Annotated in this window: 23 protein-coding genes; 18 read left to right on the forward strand and 5 right to left on the reverse strand. The window is 72.1% G+C overall.

Annotated elements, in window-relative coordinates; translation table 11 throughout:
• Positions 1 to 101 precede the first annotated feature (101 nt).
• The 6 genes from ACFP3V_RS19755 to ACFP3V_RS19780 all read left to right on the forward strand — a co-directional run bounded on the left by ACFP3V_RS19755 (position 102) and on the right by ACFP3V_RS19780 (position 5949).
• Positions 102 to 1700 (forward strand): acyl-CoA carboxylase subunit beta, encoded by a 1599-nt coding sequence (locus ACFP3V_RS19755; protein WP_380585237.1) that lies wholly within the window; start codon positions 102 to 104, stop codon positions 1698 to 1700.
• Positions 1701 to 1712: 12 nt separating this feature from the next.
• The gene (locus ACFP3V_RS19760; RefSeq protein WP_380585239.1) at positions 1713 to 1922 is read left to right on the forward strand and encodes an acyl-CoA carboxylase subunit epsilon; all 210 of its coding nucleotides are present in this window, start codon (positions 1713 to 1715) and stop codon (positions 1920 to 1922) included.
• Between the two features lie 73 nt (positions 1923 to 1995).
• Positions 1996 to 2121, forward strand: a complete 126-nt coding sequence (gene mmpB, locus ACFP3V_RS19765) for a morphogenic membrane protein MmpB (protein ID WP_380585241.1) — start codon at positions 1996 to 1998, stop codon at positions 2119 to 2121.
• A gap of 54 nt (positions 2122 to 2175) precedes the next feature.
• Complete coding sequence (locus tag ACFP3V_RS19770) at positions 2176 to 2778, forward strand: nucleoside triphosphate pyrophosphatase (RefSeq protein WP_380585243.1); 603 nt, start codon at positions 2176 to 2178, stop codon at positions 2776 to 2778.
• Positions 2779 to 2842: 64 nt separating this feature from the next.
• On the forward strand, positions 2843 to 3679 hold the full coding sequence (locus ACFP3V_RS19775; RefSeq protein WP_380585245.1) for a hypothetical protein: 837 nt from the start codon (positions 2843 to 2845) through the stop codon (positions 3677 to 3679).
• 500 nt (positions 3680 to 4179) lie between these two features.
• Entirely contained in the window at positions 4180 to 5949 is a 1770-nt protein-coding gene (locus tag ACFP3V_RS19780) for an acetyl/propionyl/methylcrotonyl-CoA carboxylase subunit alpha (protein WP_380585247.1), read from the forward strand.
• Between the two features lie 188 nt (positions 5950 to 6137).
• On the opposite strand, the gene ACFP3V_RS19785 is transcribed toward ACFP3V_RS19780, so the two are convergent.
• The gene (locus ACFP3V_RS19785) at positions 6138 to 6992 is read right to left on the reverse strand and encodes a DeoR/GlpR family DNA-binding transcription regulator (RefSeq protein WP_380585315.1); all 855 of its coding nucleotides are present in this window, start codon (positions 6990 to 6992) and stop codon (positions 6138 to 6140) included.
• 187 nt (positions 6993 to 7179) lie between these two features.
• A complete protein-coding gene (locus ACFP3V_RS19790) occupies positions 7180 to 8631 on the reverse strand; it encodes an NAD(P)H-quinone dehydrogenase (RefSeq protein ID WP_380585248.1) in 1452 nt (483 codons plus the stop codon).
• 63 nt (positions 8632 to 8694) lie between these two features.
• On the opposite strand from ACFP3V_RS19790, the gene ACFP3V_RS19795 reads away from it, so the two are divergent.
• The 4 genes from ACFP3V_RS19795 to ACFP3V_RS19810 all read left to right on the forward strand — a co-directional run bounded on the left by ACFP3V_RS19795 (position 8695) and on the right by ACFP3V_RS19810 (position 13124).
• Entirely contained in the window at positions 8695 to 9132 is a 438-nt protein-coding gene (locus ACFP3V_RS19795) for a gamma-glutamylcyclotransferase family protein (protein ID WP_380585250.1), read from the forward strand.
• Positions 9133 to 9343: 211 nt separating this feature from the next.
• Complete coding sequence (locus ACFP3V_RS19800; protein WP_380585317.1) at positions 9344 to 10222, forward strand: purine-nucleoside phosphorylase; 879 nt, start codon at positions 9344 to 9346, stop codon at positions 10220 to 10222.
• A 139-nt stretch (positions 10223 to 10361) separates the two neighbouring features.
• Entirely contained in the window at positions 10362 to 12086 is a 1725-nt protein-coding gene (locus ACFP3V_RS19805) for a phospho-sugar mutase (RefSeq protein WP_380585252.1), read from the forward strand.
• A gap of 261 nt (positions 12087 to 12347) precedes the next feature.
• Positions 12348 to 13124, forward strand: coding sequence for a tyrosine-protein phosphatase (locus tag ACFP3V_RS19810; RefSeq protein WP_380585254.1), 777 nt, complete (start codon positions 12348 to 12350; stop codon positions 13122 to 13124).
• A 53-nt stretch (positions 13125 to 13177) separates the two neighbouring features.
• On the opposite strand, the gene ACFP3V_RS19815 is transcribed toward ACFP3V_RS19810, so the two are convergent.
• Positions 13178 to 13855, reverse strand: a complete 678-nt coding sequence (locus tag ACFP3V_RS19815; protein WP_380585256.1) for a PH domain-containing protein — start codon at positions 13853 to 13855, stop codon at positions 13178 to 13180.
• 218 nt (positions 13856 to 14073) lie between these two features.
• Between ACFP3V_RS19815 and deoC the strand changes: the two genes are divergently transcribed.
• The 3 genes from deoC to ACFP3V_RS19830 are packed head-to-tail and all read left to right on the forward strand — an operon-like array spanning position 14074 to position 17376.
• Positions 14074 to 15036, forward strand: coding sequence for a deoxyribose-phosphate aldolase (gene deoC, locus ACFP3V_RS19820; protein WP_380585319.1), 963 nt, complete (start codon positions 14074 to 14076; stop codon positions 15034 to 15036).
• Between the two features lie 5 nt (positions 15037 to 15041).
• Positions 15042 to 16484 carry an aldehyde dehydrogenase family protein gene (locus ACFP3V_RS19825; protein WP_380585258.1) on the forward strand — a complete coding sequence of 481 codons (1443 nt, stop codon included), beginning with the start codon at positions 15042 to 15044 and terminating at the stop codon, positions 16482 to 16484.
• On the forward strand, positions 16477 to 17376 hold the full coding sequence (locus ACFP3V_RS19830; RefSeq protein ID WP_380585260.1) for an aldehyde dehydrogenase family protein: 900 nt from the start codon (positions 16477 to 16479) through the stop codon (positions 17374 to 17376). Before ACFP3V_RS19825 ends, ACFP3V_RS19830 begins: the two co-directional genes overlap by 8 nt.
• 48 nt (positions 17377 to 17424) lie before the next feature.
• On the opposite strand, the gene ACFP3V_RS19835 is transcribed toward ACFP3V_RS19830, so the two are convergent.
• The gene (locus ACFP3V_RS19835; RefSeq protein WP_380585262.1) at positions 17425 to 18003 is read right to left on the reverse strand and encodes a TetR/AcrR family transcriptional regulator; all 579 of its coding nucleotides are present in this window, start codon (positions 18001 to 18003) and stop codon (positions 17425 to 17427) included.
• A gap of 143 nt (positions 18004 to 18146) precedes the next feature.
• Between ACFP3V_RS19835 and ACFP3V_RS19840 the strand changes: the two genes are divergently transcribed.
• Entirely contained in the window at positions 18147 to 19586 is a 1440-nt protein-coding gene (locus tag ACFP3V_RS19840) for an MFS transporter (RefSeq protein WP_380585263.1), read from the forward strand.
• Positions 19587 to 19683: 97 nt separating this feature from the next.
• Complete coding sequence (locus ACFP3V_RS19845; RefSeq protein ID WP_380585265.1) at positions 19684 to 20322, forward strand: uridine kinase family protein; 639 nt, start codon at positions 19684 to 19686, stop codon at positions 20320 to 20322.
• A gap of 347 nt (positions 20323 to 20669) precedes the next feature.
• Here ACFP3V_RS19845 and ACFP3V_RS19850 read toward each other — a convergent pair whose 3' ends face one another.
• Positions 20670 to 21350, reverse strand: a complete 681-nt coding sequence (locus ACFP3V_RS19850; protein WP_380585267.1) for a SigE family RNA polymerase sigma factor — start codon at positions 21348 to 21350, stop codon at positions 20670 to 20672.
• 205 nt (positions 21351 to 21555) lie between these two features.
• Here ACFP3V_RS19850 and ACFP3V_RS19855 point away from each other — a divergent pair, with 205 nt between their 5' ends.
• From ACFP3V_RS19855 to ACFP3V_RS19865, 3 genes are read left to right on the forward strand one after another with little or no spacing between them, the layout of a single operon-like run.
• Positions 21556 to 22233: a response regulator gene (locus ACFP3V_RS19855; protein ID WP_380585269.1), complete on the forward strand. Its 678-nt coding sequence runs from the start codon at positions 21556 to 21558 to the stop codon at positions 22231 to 22233.
• On the forward strand, positions 22230 to 23729 hold the full coding sequence (locus ACFP3V_RS19860; RefSeq protein ID WP_380585271.1) for an ATP-binding protein: 1500 nt from the start codon (positions 22230 to 22232) through the stop codon (positions 23727 to 23729). Before ACFP3V_RS19855 ends, ACFP3V_RS19860 begins: the two co-directional genes overlap by 4 nt.
• The gene (locus tag ACFP3V_RS19865; protein ID WP_380585273.1) at positions 23726 to 24067 is read left to right on the forward strand and encodes a hypothetical protein; all 342 of its coding nucleotides are present in this window, start codon (positions 23726 to 23728) and stop codon (positions 24065 to 24067) included. Before ACFP3V_RS19860 ends, ACFP3V_RS19865 begins: the two co-directional genes overlap by 4 nt.
• Positions 24068 to 24084: the final 17 nt, after the last annotated feature.

Consider the following 24084-nt stretch of genomic DNA (forward strand, 5'->3'; position numbering starts at 1 on the left):
CCACCCTATGACGGTAGTCACTCCGCGTATCCCAAGCGGGAGCGCGTGGCTAACCTACTGATCAGAAACCCCTCACCCCTTCTGACGGGAGCCACGACGCCGTGTCTACCCCCGCGAACGACCCGATCGACATCCACACCACGGCCGGCAAGATCGCCGACCTGCGGCGGCGGATCGACGAGGCCGTGCACTCCGGCTCCGCCCGCGCGGTCGAGAAGCAGCATGCCAAGGGCAAGCTGACGGCGCGTGAGCGCGTGGAGCAGTTGCTGGACGAGGGCTCCTTCGTGGAGTTCGACGAGTTCGCCCGGCACCGCTCCACCAACTTCGGCCAGGACCGCACCCGCCCCTACGGCGACGGCGTGGTCACCGGCTACGGCACCGTAAACGGCCGCCAAGTGGCGGTCTTCGCCCAGGACTTCACCGTCTTCGGCGGCTCGCTGGGCGAGGTCTTCGGCGAGAAGATCGTCAAGGTGATGGACTTCGCACTGAAGACCGGCTGCCCGGTCATCGGCATCAACGACTCGGGCGGCGCGCGGATCCAGGAGGGTGTGGTCTCGCTCGGCCTCTACGGTGAGATCTTCCGCCGCAACGTGCTGGCCTCCGGCGTGATCCCGCAGATCTCGCTGATCATGGGTCCCTGCGCGGGCGGCGCGGTCTACTCCCCCGCCATCACCGACTTCGTGGTGATGGCCGACCAGACCTCGCACATGTTCATCACCGGCCCGGACGTCATCAAGACCGTCACCGGCGAGGACGTGGGCTTCGAGGAGCTGGGCGGCGCGCGCACCCACAACTCCAAGTCCGGCGTGGCGCACCACCTGGCCACCGACGAGAAGGAGGCCGTCGAGTACGTCAAGGCCCTCCTCTCCTACCTGCCCTCGAACAACCTGGAGGAGGCCCCGGCCTTCCCGGAGGAGGCGGACCTCACCGTCTCGGACGAGGACCTGGAGCTGGACGCGATCGTCCCGGACTCCGCCAACCAGCCCTACGACATCCGCAAGGTCGTCGAACACGTCCTGGACGACGGCGAGTTCCTGGAGACGCAGGAGCTGTTCGCGCCCAACATCGTCACCGGCTTCGGCCGGGTCGAGGGCCACTCGGTGGGCATCGTCGCCAACCAGCCGATGCAGTTCGCCGGCTGCCTGGACATCGACGCCTCGGAGAAGGCCGCCCGCTTCGTGCGCACCTGCGACGCCTTCAACATCCCGGTGCTCACCTTCGTGGACGTCCCCGGCTTCCTGCCCGGCACCGACCAGGAGTGGAACGGCATCATCCGCCGCGGTGCCAAGCTGATCTACGCCTACGCCGAGGCCACCGTGCCGCTGATCACCGTGATCACCCGCAAGGCCTTCGGCGGCGCCTACGACGTCATGGGCTCCAAGCACCTGGGCGCGGACCTCAACCTGGCCTGGCCGACCGCGCAGATCGCGGTGATGGGCGCCCAGGGCGCGGTCAACATCCTGCACCGCCGCGAGATCAGCGAAGCGACGGCCGCCGGAAACGGCGAGGCCAAGCGGGCCGAGCTGATCGCGGACTACGAGGACACCCTGCTCAACCCGTACGTCGCCGCCGAGCGCGGCTACGTGGACGCGGTGATCCTGCCCTCGGAGACCCGCCAGCACATCGTCAAGGGGCTGCGGGCGCTGCGCAACAAGCGCGAGGCGCTGCCGCCGAAGAAGCACGGCAACATCCCGCTGTAGAAGGAGCCCCCGATGACGCCGATCCGTGTGCTGCACGGAGACCCCAGCCCCGAGGAGCTCGCCGCCGTCCTGGCGGTGGTCTCGGCCCGGGCGGCGGCCGGCTCCGCCGCCCGGGAGGAGCAGGACGGCACCGCAAGGGTCTGGGCCGACCGCGCCGCCGCGATGCGCCCGGTCCCGCGCCCCGGCCCGACGGCCTGGCGCACCTCCCTGTGGAACCGCTGACACCGCTTCCGGTACGGAAGTTGAGTACGCGTACTCATGCGGCCGGGGCCTCCCCGGCCGCATGGTGGGAAGCGTGCTCTGGTCCGACCCGCGCGACGACACCCCTCAGCAGCAGCGTGACATCCGCGCCCTGCTGCGCCGGGTCTGGCTGCTGATCGCGCTCTTCGCGACCCTGAGCCTCGTCGTCGTGATGATCTGACCTCCCCGCGAGGAGCGGATGGGCCCGCCGAGTGCGGCGGATACCCTGTGGCCCATGAGCGCACACCGGTCCCTCGTCCTCGCCTCCGCCTCCCCCGCCCGGCTCGGACTGCTGCGTCAGGCCGGTCTCGATCCGAAGGTGATCGTCAGCGGGGTGGACGAGGACGCGCTGAGCGCCCCCACCCCGGGCGAACTCGCCCTGGTCCTGGCCGAGGCCAAGGCTGACGCCGTGGCGGCCGGGCTGACGGACGGTCAACTGGTCGTCGGCTGCGACTCGGTACTGGACCTGGACGGCCGGGCGCTGGGCAAGCCCGCCGACGTGGACGACGCCCGGCGTCGCTGGCAGGCCATGGCCGGCCGGGCGGGCGTGCTGCGCACCGGCCACTGCGTCATCGACACGGCCACCGGCGCCCGGGCCGCCGCGACCGCCTCGACCGTGGTCCGCTTCGGCCACCCGGAGCCCGAGGAGCTGGAGGCCTACCTCGCCTCCGGCGAACCGCTGCACGTCGCAGGGGCGTTCACGCTCGACGGCCGGTCGGCGCCGTTCGTCGAGGGCATCGACGGCGATCCGGGCAACGTGATCGGACTCTCCCTTCCGCTGCTGCGCAAGCTGCTCGCGGAGCTGGGGATCCGCATCACCGACCTGTGGACAACCTGATCCCTGTCCGATCCGCCCGCTACCGTGGTTCCCGTCGCACACAGGGGAGTTCGGGAGGGGCGACATGGGCGGGGACGTCTGGAACGTGGTGCTGGGCGTGGTGTCCAGCGCGGTCAGCGCGGTGCTGGCCTGGTCGCTGCAGGCGGGCCTGCGCCGGCGCAGGCTGAACCGCAGGCGCGCCTTCTTCGGCATGCCCGCCGGCAGCGAGGCGCTGGTCGTCGTCCCGCGCAAGGCGGGCACCGGCAAGGAGGACCGCGTCGTCGCCCAGCGGGACGTCTACGCCCTGATGGAGCTGGCCACGCTGATCCGCGAGTGCGGCGCCACCGCCACCGTCCTGCCGCACGACGAGGTGCGCCAAGGGCTGGGCGACAAGACCGAGTTCTGCATCGGCGGCGTCTACGCCAACGACCGCTCGGCCGCGCACCTGCGCTGGAAGTTCCCCGGCGTGGGGGTCACCGCCGAGTGGGAGCAGTGGGGCGCCAACAAGCTGATCATCGGCGGCCGTGAGTTCGTCCGGGACAAGACCAAGGAGGACTACGCCCTGCTGCTGCGCATCGCCGCGGGCGAGGGCGGGCGTCCCACCTTCCTGGTGCACGGCCAGACCGCGACGGCCAACCTCGCGACGGTCCGCTATCTCACCCGCCACATCGGCGAATTGATACGCCGTTACCCCGGCGACCAGACCTTCGCCCTGCTGCTGCGCGTGGTGCAGCCCTTCGCCTACGGCCCGGACGTGGTGGAGCTCGTCGGAGACGTCACTGCGCAGGCGCTGGAGGCGCCTGCGGCGGGGCAGCCTGCTCCGCTTCCGCCGGTGCGGGAACAGCGGTCCGCGGCTCCATCCCCGTCCCCAGCAGCTGGAGAACCAGCAGCGTCAGCGTCACCGTCAGCACCGCAAAGCTGAGCGGGCCGGAGAGCGCCAGCGACACCGCCGCCAGGACGCCGACCAGGATCGCGCCCGCCAGCAGCACGATCCGGCCGAAGCGCCCGGGTGCCCGGTTGCGCACGGCTACGGCGACCAGCACCGCGGCCACCAGGAGCAGGAACCCGCCCTGCAGCCCGAGGCCGACATAGGCCCCGAGCGACATCAGGTTCGGATCCGCCCCGCCGAAGGACATGTGCTGCCGGTGCACCGCCGTGCCCAGCACCAGCCCCACGAAGGCCGCCGCGAGGGCGTCCACGAGCAGGAACACGACCGCGAGCAGTGCCGTCCATCTCCGCATGGGCGCACCTTACTGAGGAGTAGTCAGCTCCGGAAGAGGTCGCGCGTAGGCTGGAATTCAGTGCCGCCGAAGGCTGCCAAGCGATGCTGTGGGAAAGCTCACCGTGTCTGCCGACTCCTGCGGACTCGTGGGTAACGCCGCCCAGTCAATAAACTCGCCTCGGTTCGAGAAGGGAGCCATTGTGCGCAAGGTGCTCATCGCCAACCGCGGAGAGATCGCGGTCCGTGTCGCCCGGGCCTGCCGGGACGCAGGCATCGCCAGCGTCGCTGTCTACGCCGAGCCGGACCGGGACGCGCTCCACGTCCGCGTGGCCGACGAGGCTTTCGCCCTGGGTGGGGACACGCCCGCCACCAGCTACCTGGACATCGCCAAGGTGCTCAAGGCCGCCGCCGACTCCGGCGCCGACGCGGTCCACCCGGGTTACGGCTTCCTCTCCGAGAACGCCGACTTCGCGCAGGCCGTCCTCGACGCCGGCCTGATCTGGATCGGCCCGCCGCCGCAGGCCATCCGCGACCTCGGCGACAAGGTGACGGCCCGTCACGTCGCCCAGCGCGCGGGCGCCCCGCTGGTGGCCGGCACCCCGGACCCGGTCTCCGGTCCGGACGAGGTCGTCGCCTTCGCCCAGGAGCACGGCCTCCCCATCGCCATCAAGGCCGCCTTCGGCGGCGGCGGCCGCGGCCTGAAGGTCGCGCGCACGCTGGAGGAGATCCCCGAGCTGTACGGGTCGGCGGTCCGCGAGGCCGTGGCGGCGTTCGGCCGCGGCGAGTGCTTCGTCGAGCGCTACCTCGACAAGCCGCGCCACGTCGAGACCCAGTGCCTGGCCGACCAGCACGGCAACGTCGTCGTGGTCTCCACCCGCGACTGCTCGCTGCAGCGCCGTCACCAGAAGCTCGTCGAGGAGGCCCCCGCGCCGTTCCTCAGCGACGAGCAGAACGCGCAGCTGTACGCCGCCTCGAAGGCCATCCTCAAGGAGGCCGGCTACGTCGGCGCCGGCACCTGCGAGTTCCTGGTCGCGGCCGACGGGACGATCTCCTTCCTGGAGGTCAACACCCGCCTGCAGGTCGAGCACCCGGTCACCGAGGAGGTCACCGGCATCGACCTGGTCCGCGAGCAGTTCCGCATCGCCGACGGCGAGGAGCTGGGCTACGGGGACCCGGAGATCCGCGGCCACTCCTTCGAGTTCCGCATCAACGGCGAGGACCCGGGCCGCAACTTCCTGCCCGCACCGGGCACCGTCACCCTGTTCCAGCCGCCGTCCGGCCCCGGCGTCCGCCTGGACTCCGGCGTCGAGTCCGGCTCGGTCATCGGCCCGGCCTGGGACTCCCTGCTGGCCAAGCTGATCGTCACCGGCTCCACCCGCGAGCAGGCCCTGCAGCGCGCCCGGCGCGCCCTGGCCGAGTTCAAGGTCGAGGGCATGGCCACCGCCCTGACCTTCCACCGCGCGGTGGTCGAGGACCCGGCCTTCACCAGCTCCCCGTTCCAGACCTACACCCGCTGGATCGAGACCGACTTCGTCAACACCATCCCGCCCTTCACGCCCACCGGCGCTCCCGGTGCGGCGGAGGAGGACGGCGAGGGCGGCCGCGAGACGGTGGTCGTCGAGGTCGGCGGCAAGCGCATCGAGGTCTCCCTCCCGGCCGGCCTGGGCGCGGGCGCTGCGGCGGCGCCTCGCGCGGCGGGCGGCGCGAAGGCCAAGCGCCGGGTCTCGTCGAACCGCGGCGGCAGCGCGGTCTCCGGCGACACGCTGGCTTCGCCGATGCAGGGCACGATCGTCAAGGTCGCCGTGGAGGAGGGCCAGACGGTCGCCGAGGGCGACCTGGTCGTCGTCCTGGAGGCGATGAAGATGGAGCAGCCCCTCAACGCCCACAAGGCCGGCACGATCGTGGGCCTGCACGCGGAGGTGGGCGCGACGATCACCTCCGGCGCGGCCATCTGCGAAATCAAGGACTGACGCCCGTCCCCGCTGGGGGCCGAATGGCCCCTCAGGGGCGCCGGGGTATCCCCGGCCTGAGGCTGGGGGAGGAACTGGGCGAGCACCACACCACCCACGAAGGTCCGGGCCCGATCAACTGGTCGAACCTCCCCGGGTGGTGTGGTGCTCGCCCAGTTCCCCGCGCCCCTGGAGGTGCCTGGCTGAGGTCAGCGGGCCGGTGCTACCGCTTGGACCGGGGCGCGGCGTTGGCCCGGAAAGGGGGCCTGCACGCGCCTCGGCAGGGGCAGCGCCTCCGCCGGCAGCGCCGCCCCCGCGCCCATGGGGGCGACATGGACCTCAACTCCCCGGTCCGCCAAGGCGTTCAGCTCCCGCGCCCCGCCCTCGCTCAGCGTGGCCTTCTCGTCCGTGACCAGGTGGGTGATCGCCTCGCTGGGCACCGTCTGGAACATCGTGTCCGTGCCCAGCTTGCCGTGGTCCGCCAGGACCACCACCTCCGCTGCCGCCTGCACCAGCGCCCGGTCCACGCTCGCGGCCAGCATGTTCGTGGTGGACAGCCCGCGCTCCGCCGTCAGCCCCGAGCCGGAGACGAAGGCCCGGGTGACCCGCAGCCCCTGCAGGGACTGCTCCGCACCGCTCCCCACCAGGGCGTAGTTCGACCCGCGCAGCGTGCCGCCGGTCATCACCACCTCCACCCGGTTGGCGTGGGCCAACGCCTGGGCGACCAGCAGCGAGTTGGTGACGACCGTCAGACCGGGCACCCGGGCCAGTCTTCGTGCCAGCTCCTGCGTCGTCGTGCCGGCGCCCACCACGATGGCGTCGCCCTCGGCGACCATGGCCGCGGCTATGTCGGCGATGGCGCTCTTCTCGGCGGCGGCGAGGTGGGTCTTCTGCGGATACCCGGGCTCTCTCGAGAAGCCGCCCGGGAGCACGGCTCCGCCGTGCCTGCGGTCGAGGAGCCCTTCGGCCTCCAGCGCCCGCACATCACGGCGCACGGTCACTTCGGAGGTCTGGACGACGCGGGCGAGTTCCCGGAGCGAGACGGCTCCGTTGGCACGCACCATTTCGAGGATCAACTGGCGACGTTCTGCTGCGAACACGAAACTGACGGTAACGTGCACGCCCGTTTTCTTTCAGGCGTTTGCGCCTTGTTGCCGAAGTTGGGCACGGACGACCACGCGCCACCCCTAGAATGCGCGCCACATCCGCAACTTGAGGCACCGTCAGACATCAGTGGTGCCGCCTGGTCCCTCAGCTCGCGCCCTCGCGCTTGCGCACGTGCAGCTGGCGCGCGGCCTCCGCGACCGAACCCGACACGGACGGGTAGACCGTGAAGGTGTTGGCGATCTGCTCCACCGTCAGGTTGTTGTCCACCGCCAGCGCGATCGGGTGGATCAGCTCGCTCGCCTTCGGCGCGACGACCACGCCGCCGACCACGATGCCGGTGCCCGGGCGGCAGAACAGCTTCACGAAGCCGTCCCGGATGCCCTGCATCTTGGCCCGCGGGTTGCCGCGCAGCGGAAGCTTGACCGCGACGGCGTCCATCTTCCCGGCCTCGATGTCGGCCTCGGTGTAGCCGACGGTGGCGATCTCCGGGTCGGTGAAGACGTTGGAGGCCACGGTCTTGAGGTTGAGCGGGGCCACCGCGTCGCCCAGCGCGTGGTACATCGCGATGCGGCCCTGCATGGCGGCGACCGAGGCGAGCATGAAGACGCCGGTGCAGTCACCCGCTGCGTAGACGCCGGGCGCGGTGGTGCGGGAGACCCGGTCCACCTTCACGTGACCGGACTCGGCAAGCCGGACGCCGGCCTCCTCCAGGCCCATGCCCTTAGTGTTCGGGATCGAGCCCACGGCCATCAGCACGTGCGAGCCCGTGATCACGCGGCCGTCGGCGAGGGTCACCTCGACCTTGTCGCCGACCCGGGTGGCGGACTCGGCCCGGGAGCGGGACATGACGTTCATGCCGCGGCGGCGGAACACGTCCTCGAGCACGGTCGCGGCGTCCTGGTCCTCGCCGGGCAGCACCTTGTCACGGCTGGAGACCAGGGTGACCTTGGAGCCCAGCGCCTGGTAGGCGCCGGCGAACTCGGCGCCGGTGACGCCGGAGCCGACCACGATCAGCTCCTCCGGCAGTTCCTCCAGGTCGTAGACCTGGGTCCAGTTGAGGATCCGCTCGCCGTCCGGCTTGGCCTCCGGCAGCTCGCGCGGGGTGTTGCCGGTGCTGATCAGCACGACGTCGGCGCGCAGCTCGCGCGTCTCCGCGACCTGGCCGCCCTCGTCCAGCACGTCGACCATGACGGCCCGCGAACCGTCCAGGGCCTGTCCGCCCTCCAGTCGTCCGAACCCGCGCACCACGGTGACTCCGGCGCGGGTGACGGACTGGGTGATGTCGTGCGACTGGGCGATGGCGAGACGCTTCACACGGCGGTTGACCTTGCCCAGGTCCACGCCGACGACCCGGCTGGCGTCGTCCTTGCAGGCGACCGTGATGCCCAGCTCGTCATAGGAGTTGGAGAAGGTGGTCATCACCTCGGCGGTGGCGATCAGCGTCTTGGAGGGGACGCAGTCGGTCAGCACCGCGGCGCCGCCCAGGCCGTCCCGGTCGACGACGGTCACCTCCGCGCCAAGACGAGCGGCGACCAGCGCCGCCTCGTAGCCACCAGGTCCGCCACCGATGATCACAATCCGAGTCACGTTCCTCATTGTCCCGCAAGGCGGCACCCCGGCGACACCGACCCCTCTCGGGGCTGCCGTACGCTATGCCGCATGTCGCTCTACGCCGCATATGCCAGCAATCTCGATGCGCGGCAGATGAGCCGCCGCGCACCCCACTCGCCCCTCCGGGGCACGGGCTGGCTGGACGGCTGGCGACTCACCTTCGGCGGCGAGCAGTTCGGCTGGGAGGGCTCCATCGCGACGGTGGTGGAGGACGAGAAGGAGCAGGTCTTCGTCGCGCTGTACGACGTGGCGCCGATGGACCAGCCCGGCCTGGACCGCTGGGAGGGCGTCCCCCTCGGCTTCTACCGCAGGGTCCGCGTGCGCGTGCACACCCTCGACGGCGAGGTCGCGGCCTGGACCTACGTCCTCAACGACTACGAGGGCGGCCTCCCCTCCGCGCGGTACCTCGGCTTGATCTCCGACGCCGCGGAATCCGCCGGCGCCCCCGCGGACTACGTCCACGACCTCCGCCGCAGGCCGTGCTGACGCACCGTTAGTTGCAATCCCCCCTCAGGGGCGCGAGGATCCCCCACCCTTCGGACGGGAGGTGCCCCCACCGCGAGCAACACACCACCCACGGAGGTTCGTCCCCGGTCAACGGGTCGGACCTCCCCGAGTGGTGTGCTCCTCGCGCCCCTGAGGGGTCGCAACTGGAGGTAAGCCCAAGCCGTCCCCCTGAGAAAGTGGGGAAATTGTCATCATGGCGTTGCTCTACGCGCGTAGGAGAACGGATATCCTCGATCCCGTGAACGCTCTCCCGCAGCCGGCCGCCGGCGACATCCGCACTCCGTACGAGTCCGCACAGGACGCCGCCGCCGCGCTGCGCGCGCTGACCGGCGGGGGCGACCACGACATCGCCCTGGTCATGGGGTCGGGCTGGGTTCCCGCCGCCGAAGCCCTCGGCAGCGCCGAGTACGAGTTCCCGATGACCGAGCTCCCGGGCTTCGCCCCGCCGGCCGTCGCGGGGCATGCCGGGCGGGTCCGTTCCGTGCGCATCGGACAGGACAAGCGCGCCCTCGTCTTCCTCGGCCGCACCCACTTCTACGAGGGCCACGGCGTGGCCGCCGTCGCGCACGCCGTCCGCACCGCCGTGGCCGCGGGCGTGCGGACCGTCGTGCTGACGAACGGCTGCGGCGGGCTGCGCCAGGGCATGCAGCCCGGGCAGCCCGTGCTGATCAGCGACCACATCAACCTGACCGGCACCTCCCCCATCGTCGGAGCCAACTTCGTCGACCTGACCGACCTCTACTCCTCCCGCCTGCGCGCGCTGTGCAAGGAGGTGGACCCCTCCCTGGAGGAGGGCGTCTACGTCCAGTTCCCCGGCCCGCACTACGAGACCCCGGCCGAGATCGGGATGGTCCGGGCGATCGGCGGCGACCTGGTCGGCATGTCCACCACGCTGGAGGCGATCGCGGCCCGCGAGGCCGGAGCGGAGGTGCTCGGCATCTCGCTGGTGACCAACCTGGCCGCCGGGATCACCGGCGAACCCCTCAACCACGAGGAGGTGCTGGAGGCCGGACGGTCCTCCGCCGCCCGCATGGGCGCCCTCCTGGCCAAGGTGCTGGAACGCATCTGACACGCCGCGACCCGATGGCATCCGACGGTTCCTCCGCCGGGTGCCATCCTTTTTGTACCGAATCGACGCTCCACCCATCTGACCCCGACTCGACACCGACTCGACCGAGACCGAACGACCGAGACGTGAGGCGAAAGCGATGACGCGCGACACCGACCGCGACCTGCTCACCCGGGCCCGCGCCTGGCTGGACGAGGACCCCGACCCGGACACCCGCGCCGAGCTGGCCGACCTGCCCGCCGCCGCCGAGGCCGGGTCGGACGGCGAGGCGACCGGCGCGGAGGAGTCCGCCCGCGCCTGGTCCGACCTCTCCGAACGCTTCAGCGGCACACTGCAGTTCGGGACCGCCGGCCTGCGCGGCGAGATGGGCGCGGGCCCGATGCGGATGAACCGCGCCGTGGTCATCCGCGCCGCCGCCGGGCTCGCGGCCTATCTCAAGCGGGACGCGCCGGACGGGCTGGTGGTCATCGGCTACGACGCCCGGCGCAAGTCCGCCGACTTCGCCCGCGACACCGCCGCCGTCATGGTCGGTGCCGGACTGCGGGCGCTGCTGCTGCCCCGGCCGCTGCCCACGCCCGTACTCGCCTTCGCGGTACGGCACTTCGGGGCCGCCGCGGGCGTCGCGGTGACCGCCAGTCACAACCCGCCGCGCGACAACGGCTACAAGGTCTACCTGGGCGGTGACTTCGGCGGCTCTCAGATCGTCCCGCCGCACGACGCGGGGATCGCCGCCGAGATCGCCGCCGTGGGTGCGCTCAAGGAGGTGCCGCTGGCCTCGGGCGGCTGGCAGACACTCTCCGACGAGGGCGCACTGGAGCCCTATCTCGCCCGCGCTGCACGGGTGTTGGACCCACACAGCTCTCGCGACCTGTCCGTCGTCTACACCCCCATGCACGGCGTGGGCCGGGACGTGCTGCTGGCCGCCTTCGCGCGGGCCGGGTTCCCGGAGCCGGTCCAGGTCGTGGAGCAGGCAGAGCCCGACCCGGCCTTCCCGACCGTCTCCTTCCCCAATCCGGAGGAGCCCGGCGCCATGGACCTGGCCTTCCGCACGGCCGCACAGGTCAACCCCGACATCGTCATCGCCAACGACCCCGACGCCGACCGCGTCGCCGTCGCGGTGCCGGACCCGGCCGCCGAAGCCGGCTGGCGGATGCTGCGCGGCGACGAGGTCGGCGCGCTGCTGGCAGCACATCTGGTGCACCGTCAGGCGCAGGGCACCTTCGCCACCACGATCGTCTCCTCGACGCTGCTGGCCCGGATCGCCGAGTCCGCCCGGCTGCCCTATGCCGAGACGCTCACCGGCTTCAAGTGGCTGACCCGGGTGCCGGAGCTGCGCTACGCCTACGAGGAGGCGCTCGGCTACGCCGCCGACCCGGACGGGGTCCGCGACAAGGACGGCATCACCGCCGCGCTGCTCGTGGCCGAACTCGCCGCCGAGCTCAAGGAGAAGGGCCGGACCCTCACCGACCTGCTCGACGACCTGGCCCTCACGCACGGCCTGCACGCCACCGACCAGTTGTCGGTGCGCGTCTCCGATCTGAAGGTGATCGCGGACGCCATGGCCCGGCTGCGCGAGCGGCCGCCCACCCGATTGGCCGGGCTGACCGTCGACTCCGCAGAGGACCTGGAGCAGGGCTCTGCCGACCTGCCCCCGACCGACGGCCTGCGCTACCGCCTCTCCGGCGAGGGCGTCACCTCAGCCAGGATCGTGGTGCGCCCCTCGGGCACCGAGCCGAAGCTCAAGTGCTACCTGGAGGTCGTGCTGCCGGTCAGGTCCGGCAACGCGCTCGCGGACGCGCGGGCGGAGGCCGGCCGGCTGCTCGCCGCCCTGAAGACGGACCTGTCGAAGGCCGCGGGCCTGTAGAGCCTGCCTGCCGCCTGCGTGAGCCGCCCCGGACCCCGCACGGTCCCGGGCGGCTCACTGCTTCAGGGCGATGCCGAAGGCGATCGCCAGCCCGCAGGAGGCCAGGACCGCGGTGGCCACCACGACCGACAGCACGGTCACCAGCTTCTGCTCGCGTGGCGTCATCGGGCACACCTCCTGGGCCTCGGCCTTCCAGCGTGAACCCGGCGGACCTCCGGGGACCAGACCCTTGCAGTCAGTGGCGTCTGAGAAGCTGGGCGCGTGGAGACAACCGGCGTCGAACGTCTGATCAGCATCCCCGGCGTGCTCAACTTCCGTGACACGGGCGGATTTCCGACCGAGGAGGGGCGACGGGTTGCCACCGGGCTGCTCTACCGCTCGGCCTCGCTCGCACAGCTCACCCCGGCGGGCGCCCAGGCCCTGGCCGCGCTCGGCCTGCGCACGGTCGTGGACCTGCGCAGTCCCCGCGAGCTCGAGGTCTGGCCGAACCGGCCGCACGACCTGGACGTCGCCCTGGTGAACCTGCCGACCTTCCCGCCCCGCTTCCCCAGCCAGGAGGTGGACAGCCAGGAGGTGGACGGCGAGGCGACGACGGACGGCGACGCCGAGGCGGGCGAGGAGACCCTGGAGGGGCTGTACGCCTTCCTCGCCGACACCTCGGGCCCGGCGGTCGCCGCCTGCGTCGGCCGCCTGCTGGAGCCGGGCGCCCTGCCCGCACTGCTCCACTGCGCCGTCGGCAAGGACCGCACCGGCGTCACGGTCGCGGTGATCCTCTCCACCCTCGGCGTGGCGGACGCCCACCTGCTCGCCGACTACCACCTGTCCAACCACGGCCTGGGCTTCACCAACGGCCCGGTCACCTACATCGACGAGGACGGCGTCGAGCGCGTCTCGCGGCCGGTCCACCCCGACCTGCTGGCGCTGTACCTGGACCGGATCCGTGCCGCCCACGGCTCGGCCGCCGGCTTCCTGCGCGCGCACGGCCTCACCGAGGCCCACCTGCGGCGGCTGCGGGAACTGCTGCTCGAAGCGGACTGACGCGGCGTCAGTCCGCCCCGCTCACGTTCCGTCCCGGGATCACGTGCCGAGAGTCAGTTGGTGGACCAGAGGATGATCAGCCCGACGGCGCCGACGACGATCGGGGCGATCAGCCACCAGGTCCAGGTGACGGTCACCGGCCCCTCGGCCGTGGGACGGTCGGCAGCCGCGTCCTGCAGCTCGGTCAGCTCGGCGACGGCCTGGTCCGCCTGGGCGAGCGAGGGTCCCGCGGAGGGTGCGCCGAAGCTGCCCGCGCCGCCCCTGCCGCCGGAACCGGTCCCCCCGGAGCCACGGCTGAGGAGCGCGCGGTCGCCGGTGTCCCGCATCGCGCGCCGCCCGGCGCGCTTGCGCTGCCGCAGGGAGACGGGGATGGACCAGATCACGTACTTCCTGCCCTCGGCCCGCAGCTCCACGGAGAGCGCGGCGACGACGGACTCGACGGAACGCCAGGGCGCGGCGATCGTCCGCAGCGGATTGCGCACGACGATCCGGTCCTGGTCGGCGGTGACGACGGGCCAGACGGTGAAGGCGGCGATGAGCGGCCCGAGCAGGACGAGCGCGGCGAGGGCGAACCAGAGCGAGCGGCCGTGGCCGTAGACCATGGCGTCGAGGGTGAGCCAGAGCAGCAGCGCCAGCATCAGGATGCCCGTGACGACCCCGGGGATGGACCGGTACTTCCGCACGGCGGGTGCGCCGCCGGTGGCGGCCCGCTGCGTCTCACTCTCGCTCATGCGCCCGATTGTGCCATCCACACAGACGGCCAGTCGCAGCCGCAGGGCCGCGGGGAACCGCGTGACCAGCCCACCGCCCCTGAGGTTCGTCCCGCAGACGGGGCCGGACCTCCCCTGGTGGCGGGTTGCTCGCGCAGCTCCCCGCGCCCCCAGGGAAGTGCAACTGAACACGGGGTCTAACGTTTCGCTACGCGTGTAGATATGCTGGGCTGGTGAGCATGCCCACCCGAACCCCACTGGCCGAGGTCGCGACCTCCGACGCGGCGCTCCGCCGCTTCCTGCACGGGCTCCCCGGCGTCGACGCCGTGGGGCTGGAAGCGCGGGCCGCAGGCCTCGGCACACGGTCCATCAAGACCACCGCCAAGGCCTTCGCCATCGACCTCGCGATCTCGATGATCGACCTGACCACGCTGGAAGGCGCGGACACCCCGGGCAAGGTCCGGTCGCTCTGCGCCAAGGCGCTGCGTCCCGACCCCAGCGATCCGACCACCCCCCACACCGCCGCGGTCTGCGTCTACCCGGACATGGTCGCGGTCGCGAAGGACACGCTCGGCCCCGCCTCCGGCATCGCCGTCGCGTCCGTGGCCACCGCCTTCCCGTCCGGCCGGGCCGGCCTCCCGGTCAAGCTCGCGGACACTGCCGAGGCGGTCGCCGCCGGGGCCGACGAGGTGGACATGGTGATCGACCGCGGCGCCTTCCTCTCCGGCCGCTACCTGGAGGTCTTCGAGACCATCACCTCGGTGAAGGAGGCCTGTGCCCGTCCGGACGGCACGGCCGCCCACCTCAAGGTGATCTTCGAGACCGGCGAGTTGCAGACCTACGACAACATCCGCCGGGCCTCCTGGCTGGCCATGCTCGCGGGCGCGGACTTCATCAAGACGTCCACCGGCAAGGTCGCCGTCAACGCCACCCCCGCCAACACGCTGCTCCTCATGGAAGCCGTCCGGGACTTCCGCGCCGCCACCGGCACGCAGGTGGGCGTGAAGCCCGCCGGGGGTATCCGTACCACCAAGGACGCCATGAAGTACCTGGTCATGGTGAACGAGACCCTCGGTGACGACTGGCTGACCCCGGAGTGGTTCCGCTTCGGCGCGTCCAGCCTGCTCAACGACCTGCTGATGCAGCGTCAGAAGCTTTCCACGGGCCGCTACTCCGGTCCTGACTACGTGACGGTGGACTGATCACCATGGCCGACCAGCTTTTCGCGTACGCACCGGCACCCGAGTCGCGGGCCGCCGCAGGCGAGATCGCCTCGCACTACGGGCACTTCATCGACGGCGAGTTCACCGAGAGCACCGGCTCCGAGTCGCTCAAGACGATCGACCCGGCCACCGAGGAGGTGCTGGCCGAGTTCGCCCAGGGCACCGAGGCGGACGTCGACCGCGCCGTCGCCGCCGCACGGGCCGCGTTCCCGGGGTGGGCCGGGCTGCCCGGTTCCGAGCGGGCCAAGTACCTGTTCCGGATCGCCCGGATCGTCCAGGAGCGCAGCCGTGAGCTCGCGGTCCTGGAGTCGATCGACAACGGCAAGCCGATCCGGGAGACCCGCGACGTCGACCTGCCGCTGGTCGCCGCGCACTTCTTCTACTACGCGGGCTGGGCCGACAAGCTGGAGTTCGCCGGCTACGGCCCGAACCCCCGGCCGGTCGGCGTCGCCGCCCAGGTCATCCCGTGGAACTTCCCGCTGCTGATGCTGGCGTGGAAGATCGCCCCGGCGCTCGCGACCGGCAACACGGTCGTGCTCAAGCCGGCCGAGACCACGCCGCTCACCGCGCTGCGCTTCGCGGAGATCGTCCGCCAGGCCGGGCTGCCCCGAGGGGTCGTCAACATCGTGACGGGCGACGGGCGTACGGGCGCGGCGCTGACCGCGCACCCGGACGTGGACAAGGTCGCCTTCACCGGCTCCACCGAGGTCGGCCGGGCCATCGCCCGGACGCTGGCGGGCACCCGCACCCGGCTCTCGCTGGAACTGGGCGGCAAGGCCGCCAACATCGTCTTCGACGACGCGCCGATCGACCAGGCGGTCGAAGGCATCGTCGACGGCATCTTCTTCAACCAGGGCCACGTCTGCTGCGCGGGTTCGCGCCTGCTGGTCCAGGAGTCGATCCAGGACGAGCTGCTGGACGCGCTCAAGCGCCGGATGTCGACCCTGCGCGTGGGCGACCCGCTGGACAAGAACACCGACATCGGCGCGATCAACTCCGCCGCCCAGCTGGCCCGGATCACCGAGCTGGCGCAGGCGGGCGAGGCCGAGGGCGCCGAGCGCTGGGCTCCCGCCTGCGAACTGCCGTCCAGCGGCTTCTGGTTCGCGCCGACGCTGTTCACCGGTGTCAGCGCCACCCACCGGATCTCCCGCGAGGAGATCTTCGGCCCGGTGCTCTCGGTGCTGACCTTCCGCACCCCGGAGGAGGCCGTGGCCAAGGCCAACAACACCCCCTACGGGCTGAGCGCCGGCATCTGGACGGAGAAGGGCTCGCGCATCCTGTGGATGGCGAACAAGCTCCGCGCCGGTGTGGTGTGGTCCAACACGTTCAACAAGTTCGACCCGACCTCGCCCTTCGGCGGCTACAAGGAGTCGGGCTACGGCCGCGAGGGCGGTCGCCACGGCCTGGAGGCGTACCTCGATGTCTGAGCCCACCGCAGTCCGCCTGGACGTCTACAAGACCTACAAGCTCTACGTGGGCGGCAAGTTCCCCCGCTCCGAGAGCGGACGGGTGTACGAGGTGACCGACCGCAAGACCGGCGAGTGGCTGGCCAACGCCCCGCACGGCACCCGCAAGGACACGCGTGACGCGGTCGCCGCCGCACGCAAGGCGGTCGGCGGCTGGTCCGGGGCCACCGCCTACAACCGCGGCCAGATCCTGTACCGCGCCGCGGAGATGCTGCAGGGCCGCCGCGAGCAGTACACCGCGGAGGTCGCCGCCGCTGAGGGCCTGTCGGCCAAGAAGGCCGCGCCGCTGGTGGACGCCGCCGTCGACCGGCTCGTCTGGTACGCGGGCTGGACCGACAAGGTCGCCCAGATCGCGGGCGCGGCCAATCCGGTGGCCGGGCCGTACTTCAACCTGTCCACCCCCGAACCCACCGGCGTGGTCGGCATCGTGGCCCCGCAGGACGGCACCGGCTTCTCGCTGCTGGGCCTGGTCTCGGTGGTCGCGCCGGTGATCGCCACCGGCAACACGGCGGTCGTCGCCCTGGCCCCGGGCGCGCCGCTGCCGGGCCTGAGCTTCGGCGAGGTGCTGGCCACCTCGGACCTGCCGGGCGGCGTGGTGAACCTGCTCTCCGGCGAGACCGCCGACATCGCCCCCACGCTGGCCTCGCATGCCGACGTCAACGCGCTGGACCTGACCGGCGTGGTGGACGAGGAGGGGCCGGCCTCCGCCAAGGCCCTGGAGACCGCGGCGGCGGAGACGCTCAAGCGGCTGCGCCACCCGGAGCCCGGCACCGACTGGACCGCCGCGCCCGGCACGGACCGCCTGCTGGGCTTCATCGAGACCAAGACGGTCTGGCACCCGATGGGCATCTGACCGTCCCTCAGCCTGAATGGCAGAAGGGCCCCTTCGGGGGCCCTTCCGCTATCCCCGGGCGCGCACGCCGTCGAGGGCGATGGCCAGCACCCGGTCGCGCTGCTCGTCGTCGGGGAAGGCCACCGAGCTGATCCCGGAGACCATCCGCAGCAGGTCGTCGATGGACATGTCCGCACGCACCTCCCCGGCCTGCTGCGCGCGCTCCAGCAGCGGCCTCCCGGCGTCGTACATCGACTGCCGGCAGGCGAGGAAGACGTCGGACTCCTCGCCCTCCAGCGCCTCCCGGATCGCCTTCTTGGTCAGCGCGTAGGCGACGAAGCGCCGCAGCCAGGAGGTCAGTGCCTCCCAGGGCGGGGTGTCGGCCAACTGGTCGGCGACCACGCCGAGTTCGCGCACCTCGTTGGCGTAGACGGCCTCGAACAGGTGCTTGCGGCTGGGGAAGTTCCGGTAGAGCGTGCCGATGCCGACACCCGCTCGCCGGGCGATGTCCTCCAGGGAGGCCTCGGCGCCGTCGGCGGCGAAGGCCTCGCGGGCGGCGAGCAGCAGCGCGTCGTAGTTGCGCGCGGCATCCGCCCGGCGCGGCCGCCGGGACTCCAGGAACTCCTGGACACTGACCTGCTCCGGCACCTCGACCTACCTCCTCGGAAATCCGGCTTGAACCGGAGGTCTGCCTCCGCTAATCTGGAGGAGCACCTCCACTTTAACGCGTGGAGCTCTCCCTGCGCTTCCCCAGATTCTTCTGCCTTCCGCTTCCGTTCCGAGAGGCACCCATGAACCGGAACAACAACCGCGTCACCTTCGCGGTCCTCGCGATCGGAGCCGGCGTCTACTCGCTGCTCCAGTCGCTGATCACCCCTGCCCTGCCCACGGTCCAGCACGCCCTGCACACCTCGCAGTCCACGGTGACCTGGGTGATGACGGCCTACCTGCTGTCCGCCTCGATCTTCACCCCGATCCTCGGCCGGGTCGGGGACCTGGTCGGCAAGAAGCGGACCCTGGTCGCGGCGCTGGTCGCGCTGACCGTCGGCTGCCTGGTCGCCGCGCTGGCCCCGAACATCACCGTGCTGATCATGGCCCGGGTGATCCAGGGCATCGCGGGCGCGCTCTTCCCGCTCTCCTTCGGCATCATCCGCGACGAGTTCCCCGCCGCCCAGGTGCCCACCAGCATCAGCAACCTCTCCGCCGTCATCGCGGCGGGCGGCGGTCTCGGCATGGTGCTGGCCGGCCCGATCGTCGGCGCGCTGGACTACCGCTGGCTGTTCTGGATCCCGGTCATCGTGGTCTCGCTGACCACGCTGATCGCCCTGCGCTACGTCCCCGAGTCGCCCACCAGGGCCGTCGGCAGCGTCAACTGGCTTGCCGCCGTGCTGCTTTCGGGATGGCTGGTGGCGCTGCTGCTGCCGGTGAGCCAGGCCTCGAAGTGGGGCTGGGGTTCCCCCTCGGTGCTCGGCCTGCTCGGCCTGGCGGTCGTACTCTTCGCCCTGTGGGGCCTGGCCGAGTCCCGCTCCGCGCACCCGCTGATCGACCTGCGCGTCATGCGGCTCCCGGCGGTGTGGACGACCAACACGGCGGCGCTGCTGTTCGGCGCCGGCATGTACGCGGTCTGGGCCTTCCTCCCCGGCTTCGTGGAGACGCCCAGCGCGCTCGGCTACGGCTTCGGCGCCAGCGTCACCGGCGCCGGTCTGCTGATGCTGCCGATGCTCGTCGCGATGTTCGCCGCGGGCATCCTCTCCGGCCGCCTGGCCGGACGGTTCCCGGCCAAGGCCCAGCTCGTCACCGGCGCCGTCCTGGGCGCCCTCGCCTGCGCGATCCTCGCCTCCTGGCACGACCAGGAGTGGCAGGTGGCCCTGGCGGCAGGGGTGTTCGGCCTCGGCATCGGCCTTGCCTTCTCCTCGATGAGCAACATCATCGTCGGTAGCGTGCCCGCGGCCCAGACCGGCGCGGCCACCGGTATGAACGCCAACATCCGCACCATCGGCGGCTCGATCGGCTCGGCGGTGATGGCCTTCCTGGTCACCAGCCACCTGCAGCCTTCGGGTGCGCCCTACGCCTCCGGCTACACCCACGGCTTCACCTTGCTGACCTTCTTCTGCGGGGCGGCGGCCCTGGCCGCGCTGCTCGTGCCGACCCGGCGCGCGGTGGCCCGTGTCGTCGGCCTCCCGGCGACGGCAGGGGCCGTCACGGCCGAGCGGGAGGCGGCCCGGAGCTGAGGCCCGCCGGGGACTGCCTCGAACCGGCCCGACCTGACCCCGCGTCAGGTCGGGCCCGGTTCCGATCACGGGGTTTCATCGGTCAGACTGGTCTCCCGTGAGCATCGCATCGGTGAACCCCGTCCGTCCCGCCCGTGTCGTCCTGGTGAGCGGCCCCTCGGGGTCGGGCAAGTCGACGCTGGCCGAGGGCAGCGGACTGCCGGTGCTGCAGTTGGACGACTTCTACAAGGACGGCGACGACCCCACCATCCCGACGCTGCCGGACGGCAGCGGCCTGGACTGGGACACCCCCGCCTCCTGGCACGCGGAGCAGGCGCTGGACGCCATCCGCAGGCTCTGCGCCGAGGGCAGGGCGGAGGTCCCGATCTACTCGATCCCCGCCAACGGGAAGACGGGCACACAGGTGCTCGACCTTGACGGTGCGTCAGTCTTCGTCGCGGAGGGCATCTTCGCCGCGGAGATCGTGCGCGCGTGCGAGGCGGAGGGCCTGCTGGCCGCGGCGCTGTGCGTACGCAACCGGCCCGTGGTGACCGCGTGGCGGCGGTTCCGCCGCGACGTCCGCGAGGGACGGAAGTCCGTCCCCTTCCTGCTCCGCCGCGGCTACCGCCTGATGCGCGCGGAGCGCGCCATCGTCACCTACCAGGTCTCCCGCGGCGCGGAACCGGTGACCACCGCCGAAGCCCGCACCCGCCTGGCGGCGTGCTCCGCGGAAACGCCCATACCGGCCGCCGTCTGAGGCTCCGCCACGAGTCCTGCGCCCCGGCCGCAGGGGCCCCGAGGGGCCGAACGCGCGTCCCCGGGCCGGCTCGCGCGACGGAGGGCCCCCGGGCCCCGCCGCCCCTGGGTGGGCGCCCGCCACGGGCCGGCCGCCCGCCCGGGTGAAGGGCCGGTCGGCCGGGTGTGGGCACTTCCTTGGATCCGCTCCGGGGGTGCGCGCCCCGCCCGATGCCCCTCGGGAAGGGGCGGTCCCCGCTCAGGCGGCAGAGCCCGCCCAGGCCACGCCCCGGACCCGCGCGGTCCCGGGGCATGGCGAAACGCAGGATCCCCCCGGACCCTGCGTTTCGTCGGTTCTGCAGCCTCAGGTCAGGCGACGAGCTCGCCGAAGGCGTGGCCGAGGTCGCCATCGCGGGCGGCGAGGCTCTCGTCGTCGCGGAGGCGGCGCAGCGCGCGCCAGATGCTGGACTTGACCGTGCCCACGGAGATGCCGAGCACGTCGGCGATCTCCGGGTCCGTGCGTCCCTCGTAGTACCGCAGCACCAGCATCGTCCGCTGCGTCTCGGGCAGGCGGGCCAGCGCCTGCCACAGCACGGCGCGCAGCTCGGTGCCGCCCATGGCGTCCGTGTCGCCGACCGTCTCCGGCATCTCCTCGGTCGGGTACTCGTTGACCTTCCGCCGCCGCCAGGCGGAGATGTGCAGGTTCGTCATGGTGCGCCGCAGGTAGCCCCCCACCGCGGCCTTGTCGTCGATCCGGTCCCACGCCCGGTACGTGCTGAACAGCGCGCTCTGCAGCAGGTCCTCCGCCGCGAAGCGGTCGCCGGTCAGGTGGTAGGCGGTCGCGTAGAGGGAGGCGCGCCGCTCGCGTACGTACGTGGTGAAGTCGTCCTCCGTCTTCGACCACGCCGTGTCGCGCTGGCTGCGCGTCGCGCCTCCCTCTTCCGCTGCCGGCTGCTCCCCCAGAGGCCGGCTTCCCCCCGTCCCCCCGGGCAGCAGGGTGAGCAGCGGCGTGGCTTCGGTGGCCGCAGTGGCCTCGATGACCGCGTTCATGTTCGCTCCCTGACTGCCTCGACTGTGTTGCTGTCTTGCGGTGTTGCTTCCTTGCTGGGCAAAACTCTGCCGGGCGCTCGTCATGGCGGTGTCCGCCGACTGTCACAGGCCTGTCACAAGGGACAGCGGGTCACGGGAACCGCCGCGGCCGCCCCTGCGTCTCCGGGGTCGATCCGCAGCCGGAGATTGGTCCAGAATGAACGCCGTGTCTCACCTGTTGCTCATCGAGGACGACGACGCGATCCGCACCGGCCTCGAACTCGCGCTGACCCGCCAGGGTCACAAGGTCTCGGTCGCGGCCTCCGGCGAGGACGGGCTCAAGCTGTTCAAGGAACAGCGCCCGGACCTGATCGTGCTGGACGTCATGCTGCCCGGGATCGACGGGTTCGAGGTCTGCCGTCGCATCCGCCGCACCGACCAGTTGCCGATCATCCTGCTGACGGCCCGCTCCGACGACATCGACGTCGTGGTCGGCCTGGAGTCGGGCGCGGACGACTACGTCGTCAAGCCGGTGCAGCCGCGGGTGCTGGACGCGCGGATCCGCGCGGTGCTGCGCCGCGGCGAGCGGGAGAGCCAGGACTCCGCCGCCTTCGGCGACCTGGTCATCGACCGCAACGCGATGATCGTCACCAAGGGCGGCACCGAACTCCAACTCACGCCCACGGAGCTGCGGTTGCTGCTCGAGCTGAGCCGCCGGCCCGGTCAGGCGCTGTCCCGGCAGCAGCTGCTGCGCCTCGTCTGGGAGCACGACTACCTCGGCGACTCGCGCCTGGTGGACGCCTGCGTGCAGCGGCTGCGCGCCAAGGTGGAGGACGTCCCGTCCTCGCCCACCCTGATCCGCACCGTGCGCGGCGTCGGCTACCGCCTGGACCCGCCCGCGTGACCGCTCCGCTCGACCTCGCCCGCCGGATCGCCCGGCGCCTGCGGCTGACGTCCCTCCGGATAAGGCTGATCGCCGTCTTCGCCCTGGTCGCGCTGGCCGCGGCGGTCTCCGCCTCCGGCATCGCCTACTGGCTCAACCGCGACGCGGTGCTCAAGCGCACCCAGGACGCGACGCTGCAGGACTTCCGCAATTCGGTGGACCGCACCGTCACCCAGCTGCCGCTGGACCCGGACTGCGCCGACCTGCAGCGCGCCGCGAACGTCATCGCGCACACGGGGCTCAAGTACGACGTGCTGCTGACCACGGACAGCTGCTCGGTGTCGTCCAATCCGGCGATCACGGCCAGCGTGCTGCCGCAGGCGCTGGTCTCCTCGGTGACCCACCCCTGCGCGCACTGCGCCGGCCAGCAGGGCACCTACCACCTGTTCTGGCAGCGGATCTCGCTGGAGGGCGCGCCCTACCTGGTCGGCGGCACCCATGTGGTGCCGACGGGGCCCAACGCCTACATGTTCAAGTCGCTGGACGACGAACGGAAGGACCTGGACTCGCTGGCCTGGTCGCTGGGCATCGCGACGCTGCTGGCCCTGGTCGGCGCCACCCTGCTGGCCCAGGCCGCGGCCACCACCGTGCTCCGCCCGGTGGCCCGACTCGGCGACGCCGCACGGCAGTTGGGCCAGGGCAACCTGGACGTCCACCTGGAGGAGCGCGGCACTGACGAACTCGCGGGCCTGGCACGGCAGTTCAACCAGGCGGCCGCGTCGCTCAAGGACCAGGTGGACGAGTTGAGCGCCCGCGAGCACGCCAGCCGCCGCTTCGTCGCCGACATGTCCCACGAACTGCGCACCCCGCTCACCGCGATGACGGCCGTCACCGACATCCTGGAGGACGAGGCCGACGCGCTGGACCCGATGATCGAGCCCGCGGTCCGGCTGGTGGTCAGCGAGACCCGGCGGCTGACCGAACTGGTCGAGAACCTGATGGAGGTCACCCGCTTCGACGCGGGCACCGCCAAGGTGGTCCTGGACGACGTGGACTTCGCCGACCTGATCACCGCCTGCATCGACGCCCGCGCCTGGCTGGACGCCGTCGAGGTGGACACGCCGCGCGGCCTGGTGGTCCGGGTGGACCCGCGCCGCATCGACGTGGTGCTGGCCAACCTCATCGGCAACGCCCTCAAGCACGGCGGCTCCCCGGTCGTCGTCCGGGCCCGGGAGGACGCGGACGGCGCCTGGCTGACCGTCGAGGTCGTGGACAACGGCCCCGGCATTCCGGAGGACGTGCTGCCGCACGTCTTCGACCGCTTCTTCAAGGCGGACGCGGCCCGCCGCCGCTCCGAGGGCAGCGGCCTGGGCCTCTCCATCGCCATGGAGAACGCCCGCATCCACGGCGGCACCATCAGCGCCGCCAACCGCACCGACGGGACCGGCGCGGTGTTCACCCTGCGCCTGCCGGTCCGCCCACCGGCCCAGCCGGGCCAAGGAGTTGACGGCTCGTGAACCACCCCCGCACGCGGCTCGCGGCGCTGGGCGCCGCCGCGCTGCTCGGCGCGCTCGCCCTGACCGGCTGCGGCATCCGCACCACCGCCGTGCCCGTGGACGCGGGCGAGCCGGCCTCGCGCACCGCCTGCCCGCCCTCCGGCTCGGCCGCGGCCGGCGTGCTCCAGCCGCCGGACCGGCTCGCCTCGGCCGCCGCGACCCCCGTCCCGGCCCCGGAGGGCGACGCCACCCCCTGGGCCCAGCTAAGCCCCGCCGCCCCGGCCACGCCGTCTCCGGCGGCACCCACGGCGTCCGACGGCACCCTGTCCTGCCTGCACAGCACCTCGCCGGAACCGTGAGCCGGACGGGCGGCGTC

Origin of the sequence: Streptacidiphilus monticola (assembly GCF_042658505.1) — a bacterium.
GTDB lineage: Bacteria > Actinomycetota > Actinomycetes > Streptomycetales > Streptomycetaceae > Streptacidiphilus > Streptacidiphilus monticola.